The organism is Natronosalvus halobius (genome assembly GCF_024138145.1).
In the GTDB taxonomy this organism is placed as follows: domain Archaea; phylum Halobacteriota; class Halobacteria; order Halobacteriales; family Natrialbaceae; genus Natronosalvus; species Natronosalvus halobius.
The window spans coordinates 3,219,588-3,235,014 of record NZ_CP099997.1 but is presented as its reverse complement, the minus strand read 5'-3'; the positions used below and the strand labels follow the sequence as shown (position 1 = coordinate 3,235,014).

Annotated in this window: 11 protein-coding genes; 5 read left to right on the top strand and 6 right to left on the bottom strand. The window is 55.0% G+C overall.

Annotation, left to right across the window (positions count from 1 at the left end; translation table 11 throughout):
* The first annotated feature begins 61 nt into the window (after positions 1-61).
* A complete protein-coding gene (locus NGM15_RS15680) occupies positions 62-2,068 on the top strand; it encodes a histidine kinase N-terminal 7TM domain-containing protein (RefSeq protein ID WP_253432952.1) in 2,007 nt (668 codons plus the stop codon).
* A 127-nt stretch (positions 2,069-2,195) separates the two neighbouring features.
* On the opposite strand, the gene NGM15_RS15675 is transcribed toward NGM15_RS15680, so the two are convergent.
* Positions 2,196-4,778, bottom strand: coding sequence for a DUF6259 domain-containing protein (locus tag NGM15_RS15675; protein ID WP_253432949.1), 2,583 nt, complete (start codon positions 4,776-4,778; stop codon positions 2,196-2,198).
* Between the two features lie 227 nt (positions 4,779-5,005).
* Complete coding sequence (locus tag NGM15_RS15670) at positions 5,006-5,995, bottom strand: sulfatase-like hydrolase/transferase (RefSeq protein ID WP_253432947.1); 990 nt, start codon at positions 5,993-5,995, stop codon at positions 5,006-5,008.
* Positions 5,996-6,306: 311 nt separating this feature from the next.
* Here NGM15_RS15670 and NGM15_RS15665 point away from each other — a divergent pair, with 311 nt between their 5' ends.
* The 4 genes from NGM15_RS15665 to NGM15_RS15650 all read left to right on the top strand — a co-directional run bounded on the left by NGM15_RS15665 (position 6,307) and on the right by NGM15_RS15650 (position 11,325).
* Positions 6,307-7,764 (top strand): sugar transferase, encoded by a 1,458-nt coding sequence (locus NGM15_RS15665; RefSeq protein WP_253432944.1) that lies wholly within the window; start codon positions 6,307-6,309, stop codon positions 7,762-7,764.
* A 416-nt stretch (positions 7,765-8,180) separates the two neighbouring features.
* Positions 8,181-8,846 (top strand): hypothetical protein, encoded by a 666-nt coding sequence (locus NGM15_RS15660; RefSeq protein WP_253432941.1) that lies wholly within the window; start codon positions 8,181-8,183, stop codon positions 8,844-8,846.
* Positions 8,847-9,141: 295 nt separating this feature from the next.
* Positions 9,142-9,936: a hypothetical protein gene (locus NGM15_RS15655; protein ID WP_253432938.1), complete on the top strand. Its 795-nt coding sequence runs from the start codon at positions 9,142-9,144 to the stop codon at positions 9,934-9,936.
* Between the two features lie 225 nt (positions 9,937-10,161).
* Entirely contained in the window at positions 10,162-11,325 is a 1,164-nt protein-coding gene (locus NGM15_RS15650) for a glycosyltransferase family 2 protein (protein ID WP_253432935.1), read from the top strand.
* A gap of 78 nt (positions 11,326-11,403) precedes the next feature.
* Here the strand turns inward: NGM15_RS15650 and NGM15_RS15645 are convergent, their stop codons facing one another.
* Genes NGM15_RS15645 through NGM15_RS15630 form a run of 4 tightly spaced genes read right to left on the bottom strand, consistent with a single transcriptional unit; the run spans position 11,404 to position 15,370 of the window.
* Positions 11,404-12,792 carry a nucleotide sugar dehydrogenase gene (locus NGM15_RS15645; protein ID WP_253432932.1) on the bottom strand — a complete coding sequence of 463 codons (1,389 nt, stop codon included), beginning with the start codon at positions 12,790-12,792 and terminating at the stop codon, positions 11,404-11,406.
* Positions 12,785-13,762 (bottom strand): Gfo/Idh/MocA family protein, encoded by a 978-nt coding sequence (locus NGM15_RS15640; protein ID WP_253432929.1) that lies wholly within the window; start codon positions 13,760-13,762, stop codon positions 12,785-12,787. The genes NGM15_RS15645 and NGM15_RS15640 overlap by 8 nt, the downstream gene beginning before the upstream one ends.
* Positions 13,752-14,825, bottom strand: coding sequence for a DegT/DnrJ/EryC1/StrS family aminotransferase (locus NGM15_RS15635; RefSeq protein ID WP_253432926.1), 1,074 nt, complete (start codon positions 14,823-14,825; stop codon positions 13,752-13,754). The genes NGM15_RS15640 and NGM15_RS15635 overlap by 11 nt, the downstream gene beginning before the upstream one ends.
* A complete protein-coding gene (locus tag NGM15_RS15630; RefSeq protein WP_253432923.1) occupies positions 14,822-15,370 on the bottom strand; it encodes an acyltransferase in 549 nt (182 codons plus the stop codon). The genes NGM15_RS15635 and NGM15_RS15630 overlap by 4 nt, the downstream gene beginning before the upstream one ends.
* Positions 15,371-15,427 lie beyond the last annotated feature (57 nt).

Here is a 15,427-nt window from a genome sequence, read left to right as displayed (position 1 = left end):
TATCTCCACATTGAATTTCACTCCACGCAACATATTTTATCCCGGCCTTCGTGCAGAGGGCATGGTACAGGAATTCACTGCCGTCCACGTGGTCTCACTCGCGGCCGTTGGATTCTTGAATCTCGCCCTCGCCATCATCATCCCTCGTCAGCGACCGAAAGAGGACGTCCTCCCGCTGGCCGTGTTCTTCGCCGGAATCGCCTTCTGGACGCTCCCGCAGAGTCTCCTCCTCGTCGAAACGGACCCCACGATCGGCTTCGTCCTGGCAAAGACCGTTGATTCGGCGGCGATCATCATGTCGACCGGCCTGTTTCATTTCGCCATAGTGTACACCAACCGGACGAGCTGGCTCGAGCCCCGGCGTCTGGGCGCCGTGTACCTCGTGACCGCGGGCTGGGTCGTGTTGACCTGGACGAATCCCGCACACGGATTGATGCACGATCCGGTGCAGTTCACCGAGGTCCTCCTCCCGATTGAAGCCTACCAAAACCCAATCTATTGGCTCTACGTCCTCTACAATTGGGCGCTGTCGGGGGCCGGTATCTACGTCTTCTTTCTCGAGTACCTCGATGCCAGGGGGAGCGGCGTCTATCACAAACAGGCGCGACTCGTCGTGTTGGCTCCATTGATCCCAGGGGTGGCGAACGTCCTCGCCCATAACGGAATCACCGCGATCAACTACTCGGTCTGGGGCTTCGGGGCGACCGGTGTCCTGATCGCCGTCGCCTTATCCCGATATCGCTGGCTCGATCTCGTTCCGATTGCCCGCGACAGCGTCATCGAGGACATGCACGACGGCTATCTCGTCGTCGATACGGAGCGACGAATCGTCGATCTGAACCCGGCTGCTCGAACGCTGCTCGGTCGGGAGCAAGTGGTCGGAAAGCCGATCGAAACCGTCCTGCCGGCGTCTCAGCCGCTTCTCGACGGGACGACACAGGAACTCAACATCACTCGAAACGGGACGATCGTCGAGACGACCGTCTCCCCAGTCCGCGACGAACGCACCGATGGGCTGGTGTTGATGTTCAGAGACATCACCGACCAGCGCCGGGCCGAAAAGCGGTTTCAGGCGCTCATCGAGAACGTTTCCGACGTCGTGACGGTCGTCGATGCCGATGGCAACGTTTCCTACGTCAGCCCCTCTATCCGATCGGCTCTCGGGTACCGTCCGAGCGAACTCGTCGGAAAGCGCCTCCTCGATCTCGTTCACGAAGACGATCTATCGGACGCCACCGGAGAATTCACCGCCTTGCTCGACGACCCGGAGGCGGAAACGCGGTTCGGATACCGCATCCGGCATCGCGACGGGTCCTGGGTGGCCTTCGAGGGAGTCGCCGTGAACCTCCTCTACAACGACATCGTCGGCGGCGTCGTCATCAACTCCCGCAACGTCACCGAACGAAACGCCCGTGAACGAGAACTTGAGCGAACCAACCAGCGCCTCGATGAGTTCGCGGGCGTGATCAGCCACGACCTACAAACCCCGCTCAGACACGCCCAGACCTACACGCGATTTGCCGAGGAGTCCGCACGCCAGGCGGACTTCCAGGCTATCCACGACGCTCACGAGCGCATGGAAACGATGATCACTAACCTCCTGACCATGGCGCGGGCTGGGGCGACTCTCGAGGAGCCAGAACCCGTGGTGATCGAGTCCGTCGCCGAAGACGCCTGGCGGGCCATGCGAACCGATGGGGCCACTCTCGAGTGCGACCTCGAGGCGGGGTGGACGATCAACGGCGACCGGGGGCAACTGCTCCACGTCTTCGAGAACCTGTTTCGCAACGCGATCGAACACAACGATCCTCCGGTCGCCATCCGGGTCGGACACCTGGATTCGGACCCTGCACGCGGGGTCGTCGTCTTCGACGACGGTGACGGAATCGACGCTGCCTATCGAGGGCTGGTGTTCGAGCGCGGGCACACGACGAAGGGTGACGGAACCGGGTTCGGCCTGGCGATCGTGAGCGACGTGATCGAGGCCCACGGCTGGCGCATCGACGTCTGTGAGGGGGTTACCGGTGGCGCCCGATTCGAAATCGATACCGAAGCTCAGATGCACTAGATGGTGACGCCAGATACGGTGCACCCGGGTGCTTTGGAGTCGTTCGAAAAGAGTCCGGTATCTGTGACGACGAGCCACAAAATGGCCCGAGCAACGTGACTTTGAGAGCGATAAAAGGAGGAGAGAGCTATTCGCTTCTACGACTATCCGTCAGTAGCTTGGTCCCCATAGCACCGATTACGCCTATTACACCGGCAACCACACCGAACCCAGGGATCGCCTCACTACTCTTGCTCTCAGATCCAGGTTCGTTACCCTCGCTCTCGGGCTCGGGCTCATCACCCGTGCGTTCAGGATCTGGTTCGGTACTCTCGTTCCCAGATCCCTCTTCTTCGGACGATTGGGTGGCCATTGACAGGGCCGATTCCGCACGCTCAAGTGCGTCAGCGTAGTCTCCGGATTCGAACGCTCGCTTGGCTTCGATGAACGCCTCATCGTTGCGTTCGTCCTCAGGCGTTTCCTGGACCGTCACAATCGCCTCGAGCGCCGATTCGTAGTCGTCGTTCTGGGGCGCGACGACGACAAGAACCACGTCATCGGGAGCTACCTCGATCGATATTTCGGAAGCGGATTTGGCCTCGACGCGCTCATAGTCCCCGTTGCGAACCGCATACGTGATCGACTCCCCCTCCGGAATAGTAAACGGCTGATCGTCGAATGCGAGGTCGACGTGTGCTGTTCGTGGCGTGTCACCGCTGCTGACGTTCGTCAGTATCACGCCCGTTTCACCGGCGTCGGATTCCCAGGCACTCGCCTGGATCGCGTCGGTCGGCCGTTCGAGGCCGCTCTCGGTCGTGAGAACCACCTCGTCGCTGTCGACGATCGGTGGCGGAAGCATCGTGCCACGCGCGAGAAACCGGTTCGCGTAGTAGGCCCGTGCTCGAGCGGCCCGTCTCACGTACTCGAGCGAGGCAGACGGATCGTTGAATCCCGACGTTTCGGGATCGGCTTCCGGATCACCGTGTCGAAACACTGGGAGGGCGCCCCACAACAGCGAACGGGCGGTGTGCAACCACGTGATCGTCGGCCTGTAATCGGGGCCGCCGTGGTTCTGGTTTCTGGAGACCACCACGTCGCCGAAGGCGTATTCGAACAGCGGGATCATCTCGATCCAGCCGGCGTCGTAATCCTGGATGTACGTCTCGCCGAATACGTCCCGTGTGTTGAACACGTCCAGATACGGGAGGTAGAAGTCACAGATGCCCTCACCACTCAAGACGCCATCGTCGAACTGTCTGAGCATGGTCCGTAACTCGCGCGTGTCCTCACGGGCAGCAGTTGCGTACCAGTTGCCACCCTGTCCCGGTGGATGGTCGTGGTTCGAGGCGTGACAGTCGGGCAAGACGTACGGGAATCCGTCGAACTGGATCTCCGTTACCCCACGCTCGAGGAGGTTCTCGATGTAGGATCGAATGTACTGTTGCCATCCGTCCTGGGTGGTTTCTACCAGGTACAACTCTTCCTGGTCGTCGAGCCAATCGCGCTCACCGGATTCGTCGCGAACGACCCAATCTGTTGCGTCGTCGTTCTCTTCGAAGACGGAGAAGTCACGGTTAATAATATTCCCGCCGACGAACGAGTTCGTCCGAATTCCAGCGGATGTCGCCGTTTCTACGGTCTTGCCGAACTCCTCCCAGCCTTCGACGGGTGAATCGTCCGGGCCGTGTTGCCACTGTCCGAACTGGAACTGGAGCGGGACATCGAGATACGACTGCATCTCCTGGACGAGTTCACCGGCTCGCTCGAATTCGATCTTCGTCCCTTCCGGATGGTACGTTTCGATGCGATACGTTGCGCCGAGGTCGCGAAGCCAGTCCGGCTGGTTCTGTTTGTACCCGCTAAGCCACCCCTCGGAATCCATCCACGAGCGGTACCGGTCGGCCGCATCGTACCAGCGGCCGTCCAGTGCACCGAGCGTGACAGTATACGGGACGCTGACGTTTTCACCGGGTAGGTTCGGTGAAAAGTACGCCGCCTCGAATCTGAGTTTTCCCGGATCCTCCCAGCTCTGACCCCACCGCCATCGTTTGACGTGGCCGTCGGTGTCGCGTGCATCGGAGTAGAATCCACCGTTGGGTCCGGTGTAGGCGGTAAACTGCATCGTCCCGAAGCCAGAGGGATAGGTCATGCCCACCTCCTCGCCGAGTTCCTCGAATTTGTGCGTTGGATTCACGAAGCGACGGCCCATCTGGGACGGGAGCGTGATCCCGTCCGTTCCGTCCTCGGCGACGGCCTCGATATCCATGATCTTCGGACACTGGACCGACTTGATCGCTAGCTCGTCGTTGTTCTCGACGTGAATGTCCCAGTAGGACAGCGGATCGTTTTCCTTGATCGTAACGTCGACCGTGACCTCGCCGTCGAATCGAGGGCCCTCCTCTACGGCTGGATACAGACGGGGATTCGCCCACGTCATCGTTACGCCGACCGAATCATCGTCGGCTCGCGTCTCTATCGCGGTCAATTCTGCACCGTACGATGGTGCGGACAGCCTGGGCGTTTCGGCATGGAAAAAGGTGAGTTCCCACGCCATCTCCGGTCCCTTTCCCGATTCACTTCGCAAATCGAGGTCCAGATCGACGGCGCGCACTTGCTCAATGCTCCCTCTCACTTTGTCGAACGTGATTTCGATCAGGCCGTTCCCGAGCTGTACTGTCGAATCGTCCTCGGTAACGAACACGTCGCTCGTCTTCGCTGCCGTATTCGACACCAGGCCGAGAAACGGAAGCGCCGATGCGAGAGTGAGTACTCGTCGACGTGAGAACGGTAAACGACCCAGAGAAGACATACCAACGATATTGAATTACAGGTAAAACAAACTTTCGGCTGTGGTGAATCGCCGACAGGACCCCTAGAAATTCACCGCGGACCGTCGTTCTCGAGTCCTCCTGGACAGTCCACTGGGAGTGAGCCATGCGGTGTTCGCCACTCGAGGCGTCACAGGTACCCGAGGTCGCGGAGGTACTCTTCGACGTCGGTTTCGGGGCCAGCCTCGCGTTCGATGTCCGGCTGTCGCGTCCCCGTGTCCGTCGCGCTCGTCTCCACCCACGGGACCTTCTTGACCACCGGATGGGGGAATCCCTCCGGGTGGCCGTAGGCACCGAACTCGCCGAACGCCTCGCCGTGGTCGGCCGTGATGACGACCTTGTCGGCATCAACGTTCTCGAGTAACTCCGCGACGTCGTCGAGGACCAGTCGAAGGTTGTCCAGGTAGAGGTCCCAGATGGTTTCGAACGAGGCCTTCCCGTCCCGGAGGGCCCGCCACGCTTCGCGTTCGATGTCGCTCGGGTCGCGGTTCTCGGTCACCGGGCCGTGGAGGTACGGCCCGTGGGGTTGCATGTAGTGAACCAGCAGTCGCTCTGGACGCTGGGTTCGCGCGATGTCGATCGCGTAGTCGGTGAGGATTCCGGGTGGGACGCCTTTCAGGTCCTCGTCCCGGTGATGTTTCCACACCTCGATGAGTCGCTCGAGCTGGGACTCCTGGACGACGTCCCAGTTCGTCCAGGTGAACGGCACCGTGATCTTCGAGGGTGGGAACGTTTGCGTCTCGAATATCCGCTTCGTGAAGCCGTTTCCGGTCACGTAGGTCGTATCCGTGATTTCCGCCTCGTACTCGCTCGTGAACGTCTGGGCGATCCACTCGTGGGAGTTGCTGCCGACCGACCAGATTTCGTCGATTCCGTCGATTTCATCGATGAAGTCGTACTCGGGAGCAACTGCCTGGAGGGCATCGACCCGACAGGCATCCAGGACGAGCAAGACGTCCCAGTCCCGCTCGAAGATATTCGTACCCAGTTGATGTCTCGAGGTCAGCGTGTACCACAGACCCTGGTAGACGCGTAACGAGCCCCCTTTGAGGGATTTTACCGGGTCTTCTAGCCCGTGTCGTACGTCCCCGATGGCTGGTAGATTGAGCTGCAATCCCATATGTTCGCTCTCCTCACTTGCTCCCGGATTCCACGAACCAGTATATAGAAAGTGGGACGGGTATCAACGGCGTGGAAACTGACGATACGAGAGATGTCCCGGCCAATACTCGTATCGATGATCACGGTGATCGAGCACAATTGGTAGCTAGCTTAATATATCCAGGGAGAAGTTAATGGTTCCAAGGAGAATAGCGATCTAGTACGACCCATGACGCCTCAGGCGATTGGCCACAATCGTTATATCCGATGGTGTTAGACATTCGTCAATTTCCAAAGACATATATATTCAGGACACAGGAAGTGTTGTAGATGTTGAAGGGATGGCAGTACCGGATCGTGAGCGCTGGCGGGATACTCGCGCTAACGATTACTGCCGTTCTTATCGCGAACCACCCGATCCCACAGCGCCTGTTCACGACGCACGTGCCGCTGTTCGATCGCCTCGAGCCGACGGTCCTTGACGGGGCGTCACTACGCTGGGCGCTAGCGCTGAGCGCGGTGGCCGTAGTCGGGGCACTGTTGCCGCTGTACAAGCCACAGCCCCGGCGAGCGCTCGATACGATCTTCATCGCCGAGAAGCGCGTGATCGTAGCCGGATTGGCGATGGCGACGCTGGGGTACTTCAAGTGGTCTCACCGACTGCCCCGCCAGACGCTCACGATGACCGTCGTAATCCTGGCCGTCACGGTACCGATCTGGTTCTTCCAGGTGCGCCGGCGACCGGCCGGCGAGTCAGGTCGAACGCTGATCGTCGGCGACGACCTCCACCAGATCAAACGGGTCGCGCCATCCATCGATGCACCCGTAATCGGCTACCTGTGTCCGACCCGGCCCACGATGGATGGACACTCCGGTGCGGAAGTCGACGGCGTCTTGACCGACGGAGGGACGGTCGAGGAGGACCGCCTCGCGGATCTCGAAGCGGCCATCGACGAGTACGGCCGCCTGGGGGCGATGACCAGACTCGGCGGACTTTCTCGGCTGGAGGACGTCCTGGTCGAGTACGACGTCGACACGGTTGTTCTAGCGTTCTTCCGGGCCGACCGTGCGGAGTTCTTCGGTGCCCTGGATGCGTGTCACGAACACGGCGTCGCCGCGAAAGTCCACCGGGAGTACGCCTCGAGCGTGCTCGTGAACACCGACGACGTCGGGGAGCTGGTGGACGTGGACCTCGAGCCGTGGGACCCGCTCGATCACGTGTTCAAGCGGCTGTTCGACGTGGTGTTCGCTGCTGTGGGTCTGATCATCTTCGGGCCGTTGATGACGCTGATCGCCGCGGCTGTCAAACTCGACAGCCCGGGACCAGTACTGTACAAACAGCATCGAACCGCCGGCTTCGGCGAAACGTTCCCCGTCTACAAGTTCCGGTCGATGGTCCCCGAAGGGGACTCCGCCGAGCCCGTCGACGACGAGTCGAACGACCGGATCACGCGTGTTGGGCGCGTGTTACGGAAGACGCACCTGGACGAACTTCCACAGCTATGGTCGATCCTCGTCGGGAAGATGAGCGTCGTCGGCCCGCGGGCCGCCTGGACCGAAGAGGAGATCCTGCTCGAGGAAGATACGCCCGCCTGGCGCAAACGCTGGTTCGTGAAGCCAGGGCTGACGGGACTGGCGCAAATTAACGACGCGAAGAGCACCGATCCCGGGATGAAGCTGCGCTACGACCTCGAGTACATCCGGCGGCAGTCTTTCTGGTTCGACGTGAAGATCGTGATTCGGCAGGTGTGGAAGGTCGTCGAGGACGTGTGGGAGACAGTGCGATAGGCGCTACATTGTGAATTATTTTATGCAGGAGGTTAGACCGGAGAGCGTACGTTTTCGGCCCTCATTGTGCTCTATAACTCCTCGATGTTGGCGTATAGTTTGACAATGTTGCGTGGATGTTAGCGAGAGCGATGGACCGCCTCGGGGTCAGGATCGAGGCACTCTCGCTGTATCTCTGTAGATCAACTCTGTCAATACTGCATCTGGCTCAAGAGAGCCTGGCTGACCCCACTTAAATTTCTAGCGGGAGTTAATAAATGGTGGTGGTCAATCGACGATGATCGATTGACCGCGCCGATTAGTCTCCCCTCTCCTCCCAGCCCGCAAGTACAACAAGGAACGCACACACCGCACTCCGACCATCGCATCGATCACAACTACTGGCCGCGGAGACAGGCACCTCTGCACTGGAAAACATGACAACACCAGAAGTCACAGACGACACCCATCATCACGAAGGGGTGTATGAGAGACTGATCAGATATGTCGAGGCCAACAGCGACACCGATATCTCTCACAATGAGCAGACGGTTGAAACGGTCAAGCCGGGGACGATTCTGTACCGAACGGACGGAATCGTCCAGCAGATAGATCTGACATGGACTTCCGCCCCCGACCTGGTGTCGGCACTCACGACGGAAATCGACGATTATGTAGACACCGTCAACGTCTACGTCAACACTCGAGACGAGGCAGCCCAGCTCATCGAAACAGTGTACAGTTCAGACGTGTTCCGCCGAACGGTTGTCCGGATCTACGTCGAAGACCAGGGAACGAACAAGCGGTACATTCCCTTAGACGACGACTTGCCACGAGCGAGCACTACCTCCACGGCAGCACTGCAGCTGTTTATCGACGAGTTCCTCGAAGAGGCGGCCGACGAGACAAATGCCGTCACACGCGATGAGCTCTATGAACAGTTCAGTTGCTGGTGTCGAAACGTCACCGGAACCGCTGGACCGTCCCGACCCGGCTTCGGTCAGCTCTTAGCAGCCAAAGGGATCGAACCCGCCTCACGAGAGGAGGCCGGTAGCGGCTACGTGCTGAATCACACGAGCGACGCCACGGCCGGCTACGAATAGCGACAGTACCAGATGATGACAAACAACATCCGATCAGAACGAATCGAATATCTGCTCCGGAACGGCCACGAGATCGTCGCCGTCGACCAAGACGGCCTCGACGTGGATAACTCGGGTTACGACCCGATGACGCAGTATCTTGACGGGCAGCTAGACCGAGTATCGTGAGTAAGAACGACGGTGTATCTACGTCCACGAAATCGAGTCGAGAACAAGACAAAGCCGGCAACGCTTATTACGAACCTCGCATGGGCCGCCTATCACGGCCACCAGTTACACGTCGTTACTGAGACGCGTGAGGAGGCACAGAGTAAGCTGTGGACGAAACATCCCGAAGCCAAAGCGGCCTGTCAGTATGGCGTTTAAGGATACGGATACGGTGGGAACGATCCTGTACAACCAGCGTAAGCTCGTTCGTCGAGAAGATAGCGATGTCTGGTATCTGCTTCCCCGCGAGCTGTCTGAAGCCACGTGGCGATTGACGCCCGACGATGTGTTGCAGTTGGTCAGCCCTGACGGCTCGATACTCGCTGAAGGTGACGCGAAGCAACCGATTAATGGGTTCGACTTTACGACGCCATGGGTCCGGAAATCGGGTGGTGAATGGGTACTCGAGTCGGCCTCGGGGGAAGTGCTTCGACAACGACGGACAAAAGAGGCGGGCACGAGCGGTTATTCGTTCATCCGAAAGCCACTCGTCCCGACGCAATTTGAGTACCTCGAGAACACGGTCGTCGAATTCCAGTCAGCGGATGGCTTTACGATCTTCGACAAGCCGCCGGTGTGGGAGCGACCTCAGCAAAGCGCCTCGATTCGGTATGAGGAGGCTGCTAAGGTGTTCGTCGAGTTGGTCACAGTTGAATCTGGAGAGGCCGAGATTCCGATCCCACTGTTGCGACGGGGATTCAAGCCGTGGTATACGGAACAGACAGATCTCAAAGAGCCTAACGAAACGTGGTTCGGGCGGGCGCTGAGAGCCTATTTCGAGGTCGATGACTCCGACGATCACAACAAGACACTCGTTGGACGGTGGTTCCGATTCTTGGAAGGGCTGGTGTCGCCGGCGCTGTCGTTTGCTGGGGATGATTAGTGGAGTGGGAGGTAGGGCTTTCTCGAATTCATTGATTCTTATTATTATATAATTCTATGATTTTACCAAATATCAAATATAACCTAGAAAAGGTCACTGTAGATGTGGAGCGGCATTAGATAGACATATTCTTGATGAAGGACTGGAATTATGAGATATGGATATCAGACAAATTTCTCAGCATCTATTCAGGACCGATCAATTTGGACGTATCCGATCTAGTCAATGATTTTGAGATTATTGACAATTTTGTTCTGGGGAACTGCTCTGGGATTAGTTCATACATTCTTTTTATATCCAATATCTCTTAAGTTCTGGACTCTATTCCAAGAGGGAGTTCAATCAAACGAAGGAACAAGTCTTCCGAGCGTTGCGCTAATTATCGCAGCATATAATGAAGAGGACGTCATTGCCGAAAAAATTGAAAACAGTCTTCAATTGGACTACCCATCAGAGTTACTCAATATTATCGTATTTTCTGATGAGTCAGACGACAGAACAGACGAAATAGTTGCAGGATATCAAGAGCAAGGGGTCACTCTGATTCGAATTGAAGGGCGGGTTGGGAAAACGGAATGTCAAAACCGCGTTGCAAATGAGGTTGATGCGGATCTACTCGTCTTTTCAGATGCCAATAGCATCTACGAACCCGACGCAATAGCTGAACTTGTGCAAGGTTTTTCCTCAAATGTGGGTTGTGTCGTTGGCGAATTACGATATCAAGACTCAAGTGCCGTCGAAGGCGAGTCATTCTACTGGAAATACGAGTCCTGGATTAAGCGACTTGAATCGCGAATTCATTCGCCTGTCAGCGGGAACGGCTCAATTTATGCGGTTAGATCAGAATCGTACGTACCTCAATCACCCGCTGCAATAAGTGATTTTACTGAACCACTTTCAATTATCCGAAACGGAGAGTTCGTCAAGTATGCTCCAGATGCCGTCGCCTGGGAAGAAACAAGTGATTCAACCAGAACAGAACTTCAGCGTCGAATACGAATTGTTACTAGAAGTTGGAACAGTATAGCTGATTTTCCCGAATTGTTGAATCCATTTCGAGACATAAAGTTCGCATATCAACTTTGGTCACACAAGATATTACGATGGCTCTCCCCTATACTCTTAGTCATAGTTTTCATCGCAAACATTGGTTTGGCAGCAAGAGATGACTCGGTTATGTATCAATTGCTACTAAGTGGGCAGTTTTTGTTCTATCTGTTTGCTGCATTTGGTTGGCTTGCGGATCGGTTCGATATTGAAAGCCCATTAACTATTCACGTCCCGTACTATTTCCTTCAGGCGAACTATGGTATGCTTCTCGGGTTGATGAATTTCCTACGTGGAAAGAACATTGTCGTCTGGGAAACAGTTGACCGGACCCAGGAGTAAATTGTTTGTGAACTCTAAAGACGTCTTCAGTTTCGAAAAATGAGCTGACAAATAATACTTACCGAATATGGCTACTAACTAATTGTTCGCCCCTGATCCAATTGTGTAGCACCAGAGATTCATATCATCAAGCGTTGCTCGCCCATCAATGACGACAAAAGGTCCATTCTCGCTGGTTTCTAATTCGTTCCATCGAATCAATTCAAATTCATTATGTGGTGTAACGAGTACTACAGCATCGATATCTAGTTGATACATGTCTTCAATCGTAATCGGTTCAACGCTGAATGCCTCAAACGTCTCAAGTACCGGATCAACTCCATAGACATCTGCCCCGAGCTGAGTTAGCTCACGTGAAATTGGAATTGAGGGAGAGGCTCGTATTTCCTCGACACCGGGTCGATATGTCAATCCAAAAATTACTACAGTTGCATTTTCAACATCAATACCCCCTGTTTGTAGTCCCTCGCATACTTTCGAGACGGTGAATTCCGGCATTGAATCGTTCACTGACCGGGCAGTAGAGAGAAGCGGCGAAGGAGCGTCAAACGGCTTGATCAGGAAGTATGGATAATACGGAATGCAATGACCACCCACTCCTGGACCGGGATCGTGGATATTACAGAACGGCTGGGTATTTGCAACCTCAATTGCTTCACGAACATCAATTCCCAGTTCATCGGTGAATTGTGCCAACTCGTTCGCTAAAGCGATGTTGACGTCTCGATATACTCCCTCGAACACTTTTATTGCTTCAGCAGTTGTCGCATCTGAAACCTCGAGTACCCCCTCAGAATTCACTTCGCTATAGATAATTGATGCTGCTCGCGTACTTTCAGCATCAACACCTCCAACAACTTTCGGATACGCACCTCGAATATCCTTCAAGGCTCGACCCGAGGAGGTGCGCTCAGGGCAGAACGCGACCCCAAACTCCCCCTCAGAGAGTGAAGACTCGGATTTTAGCTGTTCAAACACGCGCTCTTCTGTCGTTTTGGGCGGAACGGTACACTCGATTAGCACCAAATCGCCCTCGTCTAGCCCCGTTGCGATATCCGAAACAACGGCGTCTAAGATAGCTAAATCGGGCTCTTTTTCATCAGTGATCGGCGTTGGAACGATAACTACGTGAACTGACGCTGACTGTACGGCCTCACGGGGCTCCTTAGTCGCTCGGAGATCGTTGGATGTAACAAGTTTCTCAACGAGATCTCCAAGACCGGGCTCTCGTTTAATATGACTATTTCCACTCTGTATAGTCGCCACCACCTCTGGATTGATATCTGCGCCGATGACGTTTCCACAGGTTTCAGCGAATACTGAAGCCAGGGGAAGGCCCATTTTCCCTAAACCGTAGACAGCAACCGGGATTTCACCGTTCAAGAATGCCTCTCGTTGAAGCGTTTCATTGCTGTCCGACCCATAGAGTTTCGTGACACCGGCCTGTGACGTGTTGCTCTCACTCATCAAAATTCACCTCCTGTATTTCGGAGTTGGCTATTCCTTCAATCTCTAAAGCTACTGCGAGTGCATCAATTCCATCCTGGACGGTGACTTCTGGTGGTGAGTTAGACCTTGTCGCCTCAATGAACGATTCAAGTTCTTTGCGTAGCGGTTCGTTAGTTTGAATGGTCGGCCGTTCGATGATACTCTCGTGTTTGAACCGAACGTCCCCGTTCTTTTCGATGTATTCTGGGACCGAATTCCGGTGGATCTCTATCGATTGATCGATGTAATCCAGTTCGATGAAACATTCTTCTGCGGTGATTTCGAGTGTCCGGACTTTCTGCTGTGTCTTTCGACTCGCAGTGAGTGATGCCATTCGATCCCCACTAAATCCCAAAAGTGCCGCAGCATGTCGGTTCTCATTGACACCATTTGCTGTGACCGAGGAGGGTCTTTCTCCGAAGAGGGACAGAACGATATCGATATCGTGGATCATTAGATCCAAGACTGCGCTATCCTTTATTTTTCGGTCAGGCGACGGGCCGAGCCGCTGAGCTCGAATACTGACGATTGACAGATCATCAATAATCTCTTTTAGTGCGGTTATCGCTGGATTGAATCGTTCAATATGACCAACCTGTACGGGAACATCTACAGATTTAACCCGTGATCGAAGGTCTTCAGCACGATCGAGATTATCCAAGACAGGTTTTTCCACGAACGTCGCAACATCTGCATCGAGACACGTCGTTACCATATCGTAGTGAAATTGGGTTGGAACGACTACTGAGACAGCATCAACAGTAGCCAAAAGTTCGTCGCTATCCATCACCACTGTATCGTGCTTTTGGGCGACTGTGCTTGCGCGTTCCTCGTTGAGATCAGAGATTCCGACAAGATTTACGTTCGGAATTTCACTATACACCCGCGCATGGTGCTGGCCCATTGATCCAACACCCATAACACCAACGTCGATTTCCTTACGACTCATAGGTAGTGATCACATCAATCATGTGTTTAATATCGTTCGTCGAGACTGCTGGGTGGACGGGTAGTGAGAAAACGGTGTCAGCGGCAGCCTCTGCGTTCGGTGCCGTCGCCTCCAAATTATCATATGCCGGTTGGTTATGGATACACGTTGGATAGTAGATGCCCGAGCCGATATCTTGGCTCGAAAGATACGACTTGAACTCTTCTCGGTCGTTGCTACGGACCGTGTACTGATGGTAAACGTGTTTCATTTGACTCGGTTCAGATGGTGTTTCAAGTGACGTCGATTCGAGTCCGTCAGTTAGCTGTTCCGCGTTCTTCCTGCGCGTTTCGATGAAGCCCGGAAGTTGCTGTAGTTGTGCTCGACCAATTGCAGCTGCGATACTTGTCATACGGAAATTGTGCCCGATCGTTTCGTGTTCATACGACCCCGTCCGGCCGTGGTTAATGAACTGACGAAGTGACGATGCAATATCGTCCCGATCAGTAACGATCATTCCGCCTTCACCTGTCGTCATATTCTTCGTCGGATAGAACGAGAAGCAGGCGACGTCTCCGATCGAGCCAACCCTATCGCCCTGGTACTTTGCTCCATGTGCCTGTGCCGCGTCTTCAATTACTGGAATGTCGAGTTCAGTGGCAAGCTTACAAATGGGTTCCATCTCTGCAGGGAGACCGTAGAGATGAACTGGAACAATCGCGTCGATATCTCGCTCGTATGCGACTTTCCGTACTGAATCTGGGTCAAGATTGTAGGTATCTGGGTCAATGTCTGCAAAAACCGGTTCGGCCCCACTAAAGCGGATTGCATTCGTCGTTGCGATAAACGAAAACGGAGTCGTCAATACGAGATCGCCTTCGCCAATATCGAGCGCTTCAAGAGCGGCGTGTAAGGCAGTCGTTCCGTTTGCAGTGCCCACTGCGTGTTCAACCCCACAGTAATCAGCGAATTCGCGCTCAAATTCTCGGACTTCCGGCCCATCAGCGAGCATTCCACTGTCGAGAACTGCCTGAACACGTTCCTTTGCTTCGTCGCTGATCGTTGGGTTTGCAATCGGGATCAAATGTCGTTTCCTCCTTGGAGATTTTTTGGTAGTGATCGATGTTCTGCTGGGATTCCAACGGCAAGCGTCTGCGGCGGTACATCATCAACGACAACTGAGCCAGCTGCGACGAACGAACCTTCACCAATTGTGACGTTCGGGAGAATTGTTGAGTTCGCCCCAATAGAAACATGGTCCTCAATTGTTGGGCCAGATAGTTCAGTATCTTGTCGAACCGGATACTGGTCATTCGTCAGTACTGCGTGTGGGCCGATGAATACCTGGCTACCAATCGTCGTATTCGAGGGGATGTAGACGCCCGTCTGCAGGCTGACGTTCGAGCCAATAACTGATCGGCCGTCTATGACGGTGTTTGTTCCGATTAGTACATTGTCGCCAATTTCGGTTAGCTCTCGCACGAGAGCATAATGCCCTGTAGAAAAGTGGTCACCAATTACGACGTCATTGTAGATTATCGTTCCTGACCTGATCGTTGAGTCAGACCCAATACGTGGCTCATGTGAGTCCTCCGTATACTCAAATCCAATCGTAGCTTTTTCGTTCATCTCATTCACTTGTTGTTTCTGTCTATTTAGATTGTGGTCAGTGCCTGATAATCTTCC

Excerpts from the sequence above, each read along its gene's own strand:
- NGM15_RS15680 (WP_253432952.1), top strand. The coding sequence starts at position 62 with ATGGTACAGGAATTCACTGCCGTCCACGTGGTCTCACTCGCGGCCGTT.
- NGM15_RS15670 (WP_253432947.1), bottom strand. The coding sequence starts at position 5,995 with ATGGGATTGCAGCTCAATCTACCAGCCATCGGGGACGTACGACACGGG.
- NGM15_RS15665 (WP_253432944.1), top strand. The coding sequence starts at position 6,307 with ATGTTGAAGGGATGGCAGTACCGGATCGTGAGCGCTGGCGGGATACTC.
- NGM15_RS15660 (WP_253432941.1), top strand. The coding sequence starts at position 8,181 with ATGACAACACCAGAAGTCACAGACGACACCCATCATCACGAAGGGGTG.
- NGM15_RS15650 (WP_253432935.1), top strand. The coding sequence starts at position 10,162 with ATGATTTTGAGATTATTGACAATTTTGTTCTGGGGAACTGCTCTGGGA.
- NGM15_RS15645 (WP_253432932.1), bottom strand. The coding sequence starts at position 12,792 with ATGAGTGAGAGCAACACGTCACAGGCCGGTGTCACGAAACTCTATGGG.
- NGM15_RS15640 (WP_253432929.1), bottom strand. The coding sequence starts at position 13,762 with ATGAGTCGTAAGGAAATCGACGTTGGTGTTATGGGTGTTGGATCAATG.
- NGM15_RS15630 (WP_253432923.1), bottom strand. The coding sequence starts at position 15,370 with ATGAACGAAAAAGCTACGATTGGATTTGAGTATACGGAGGACTCACAT.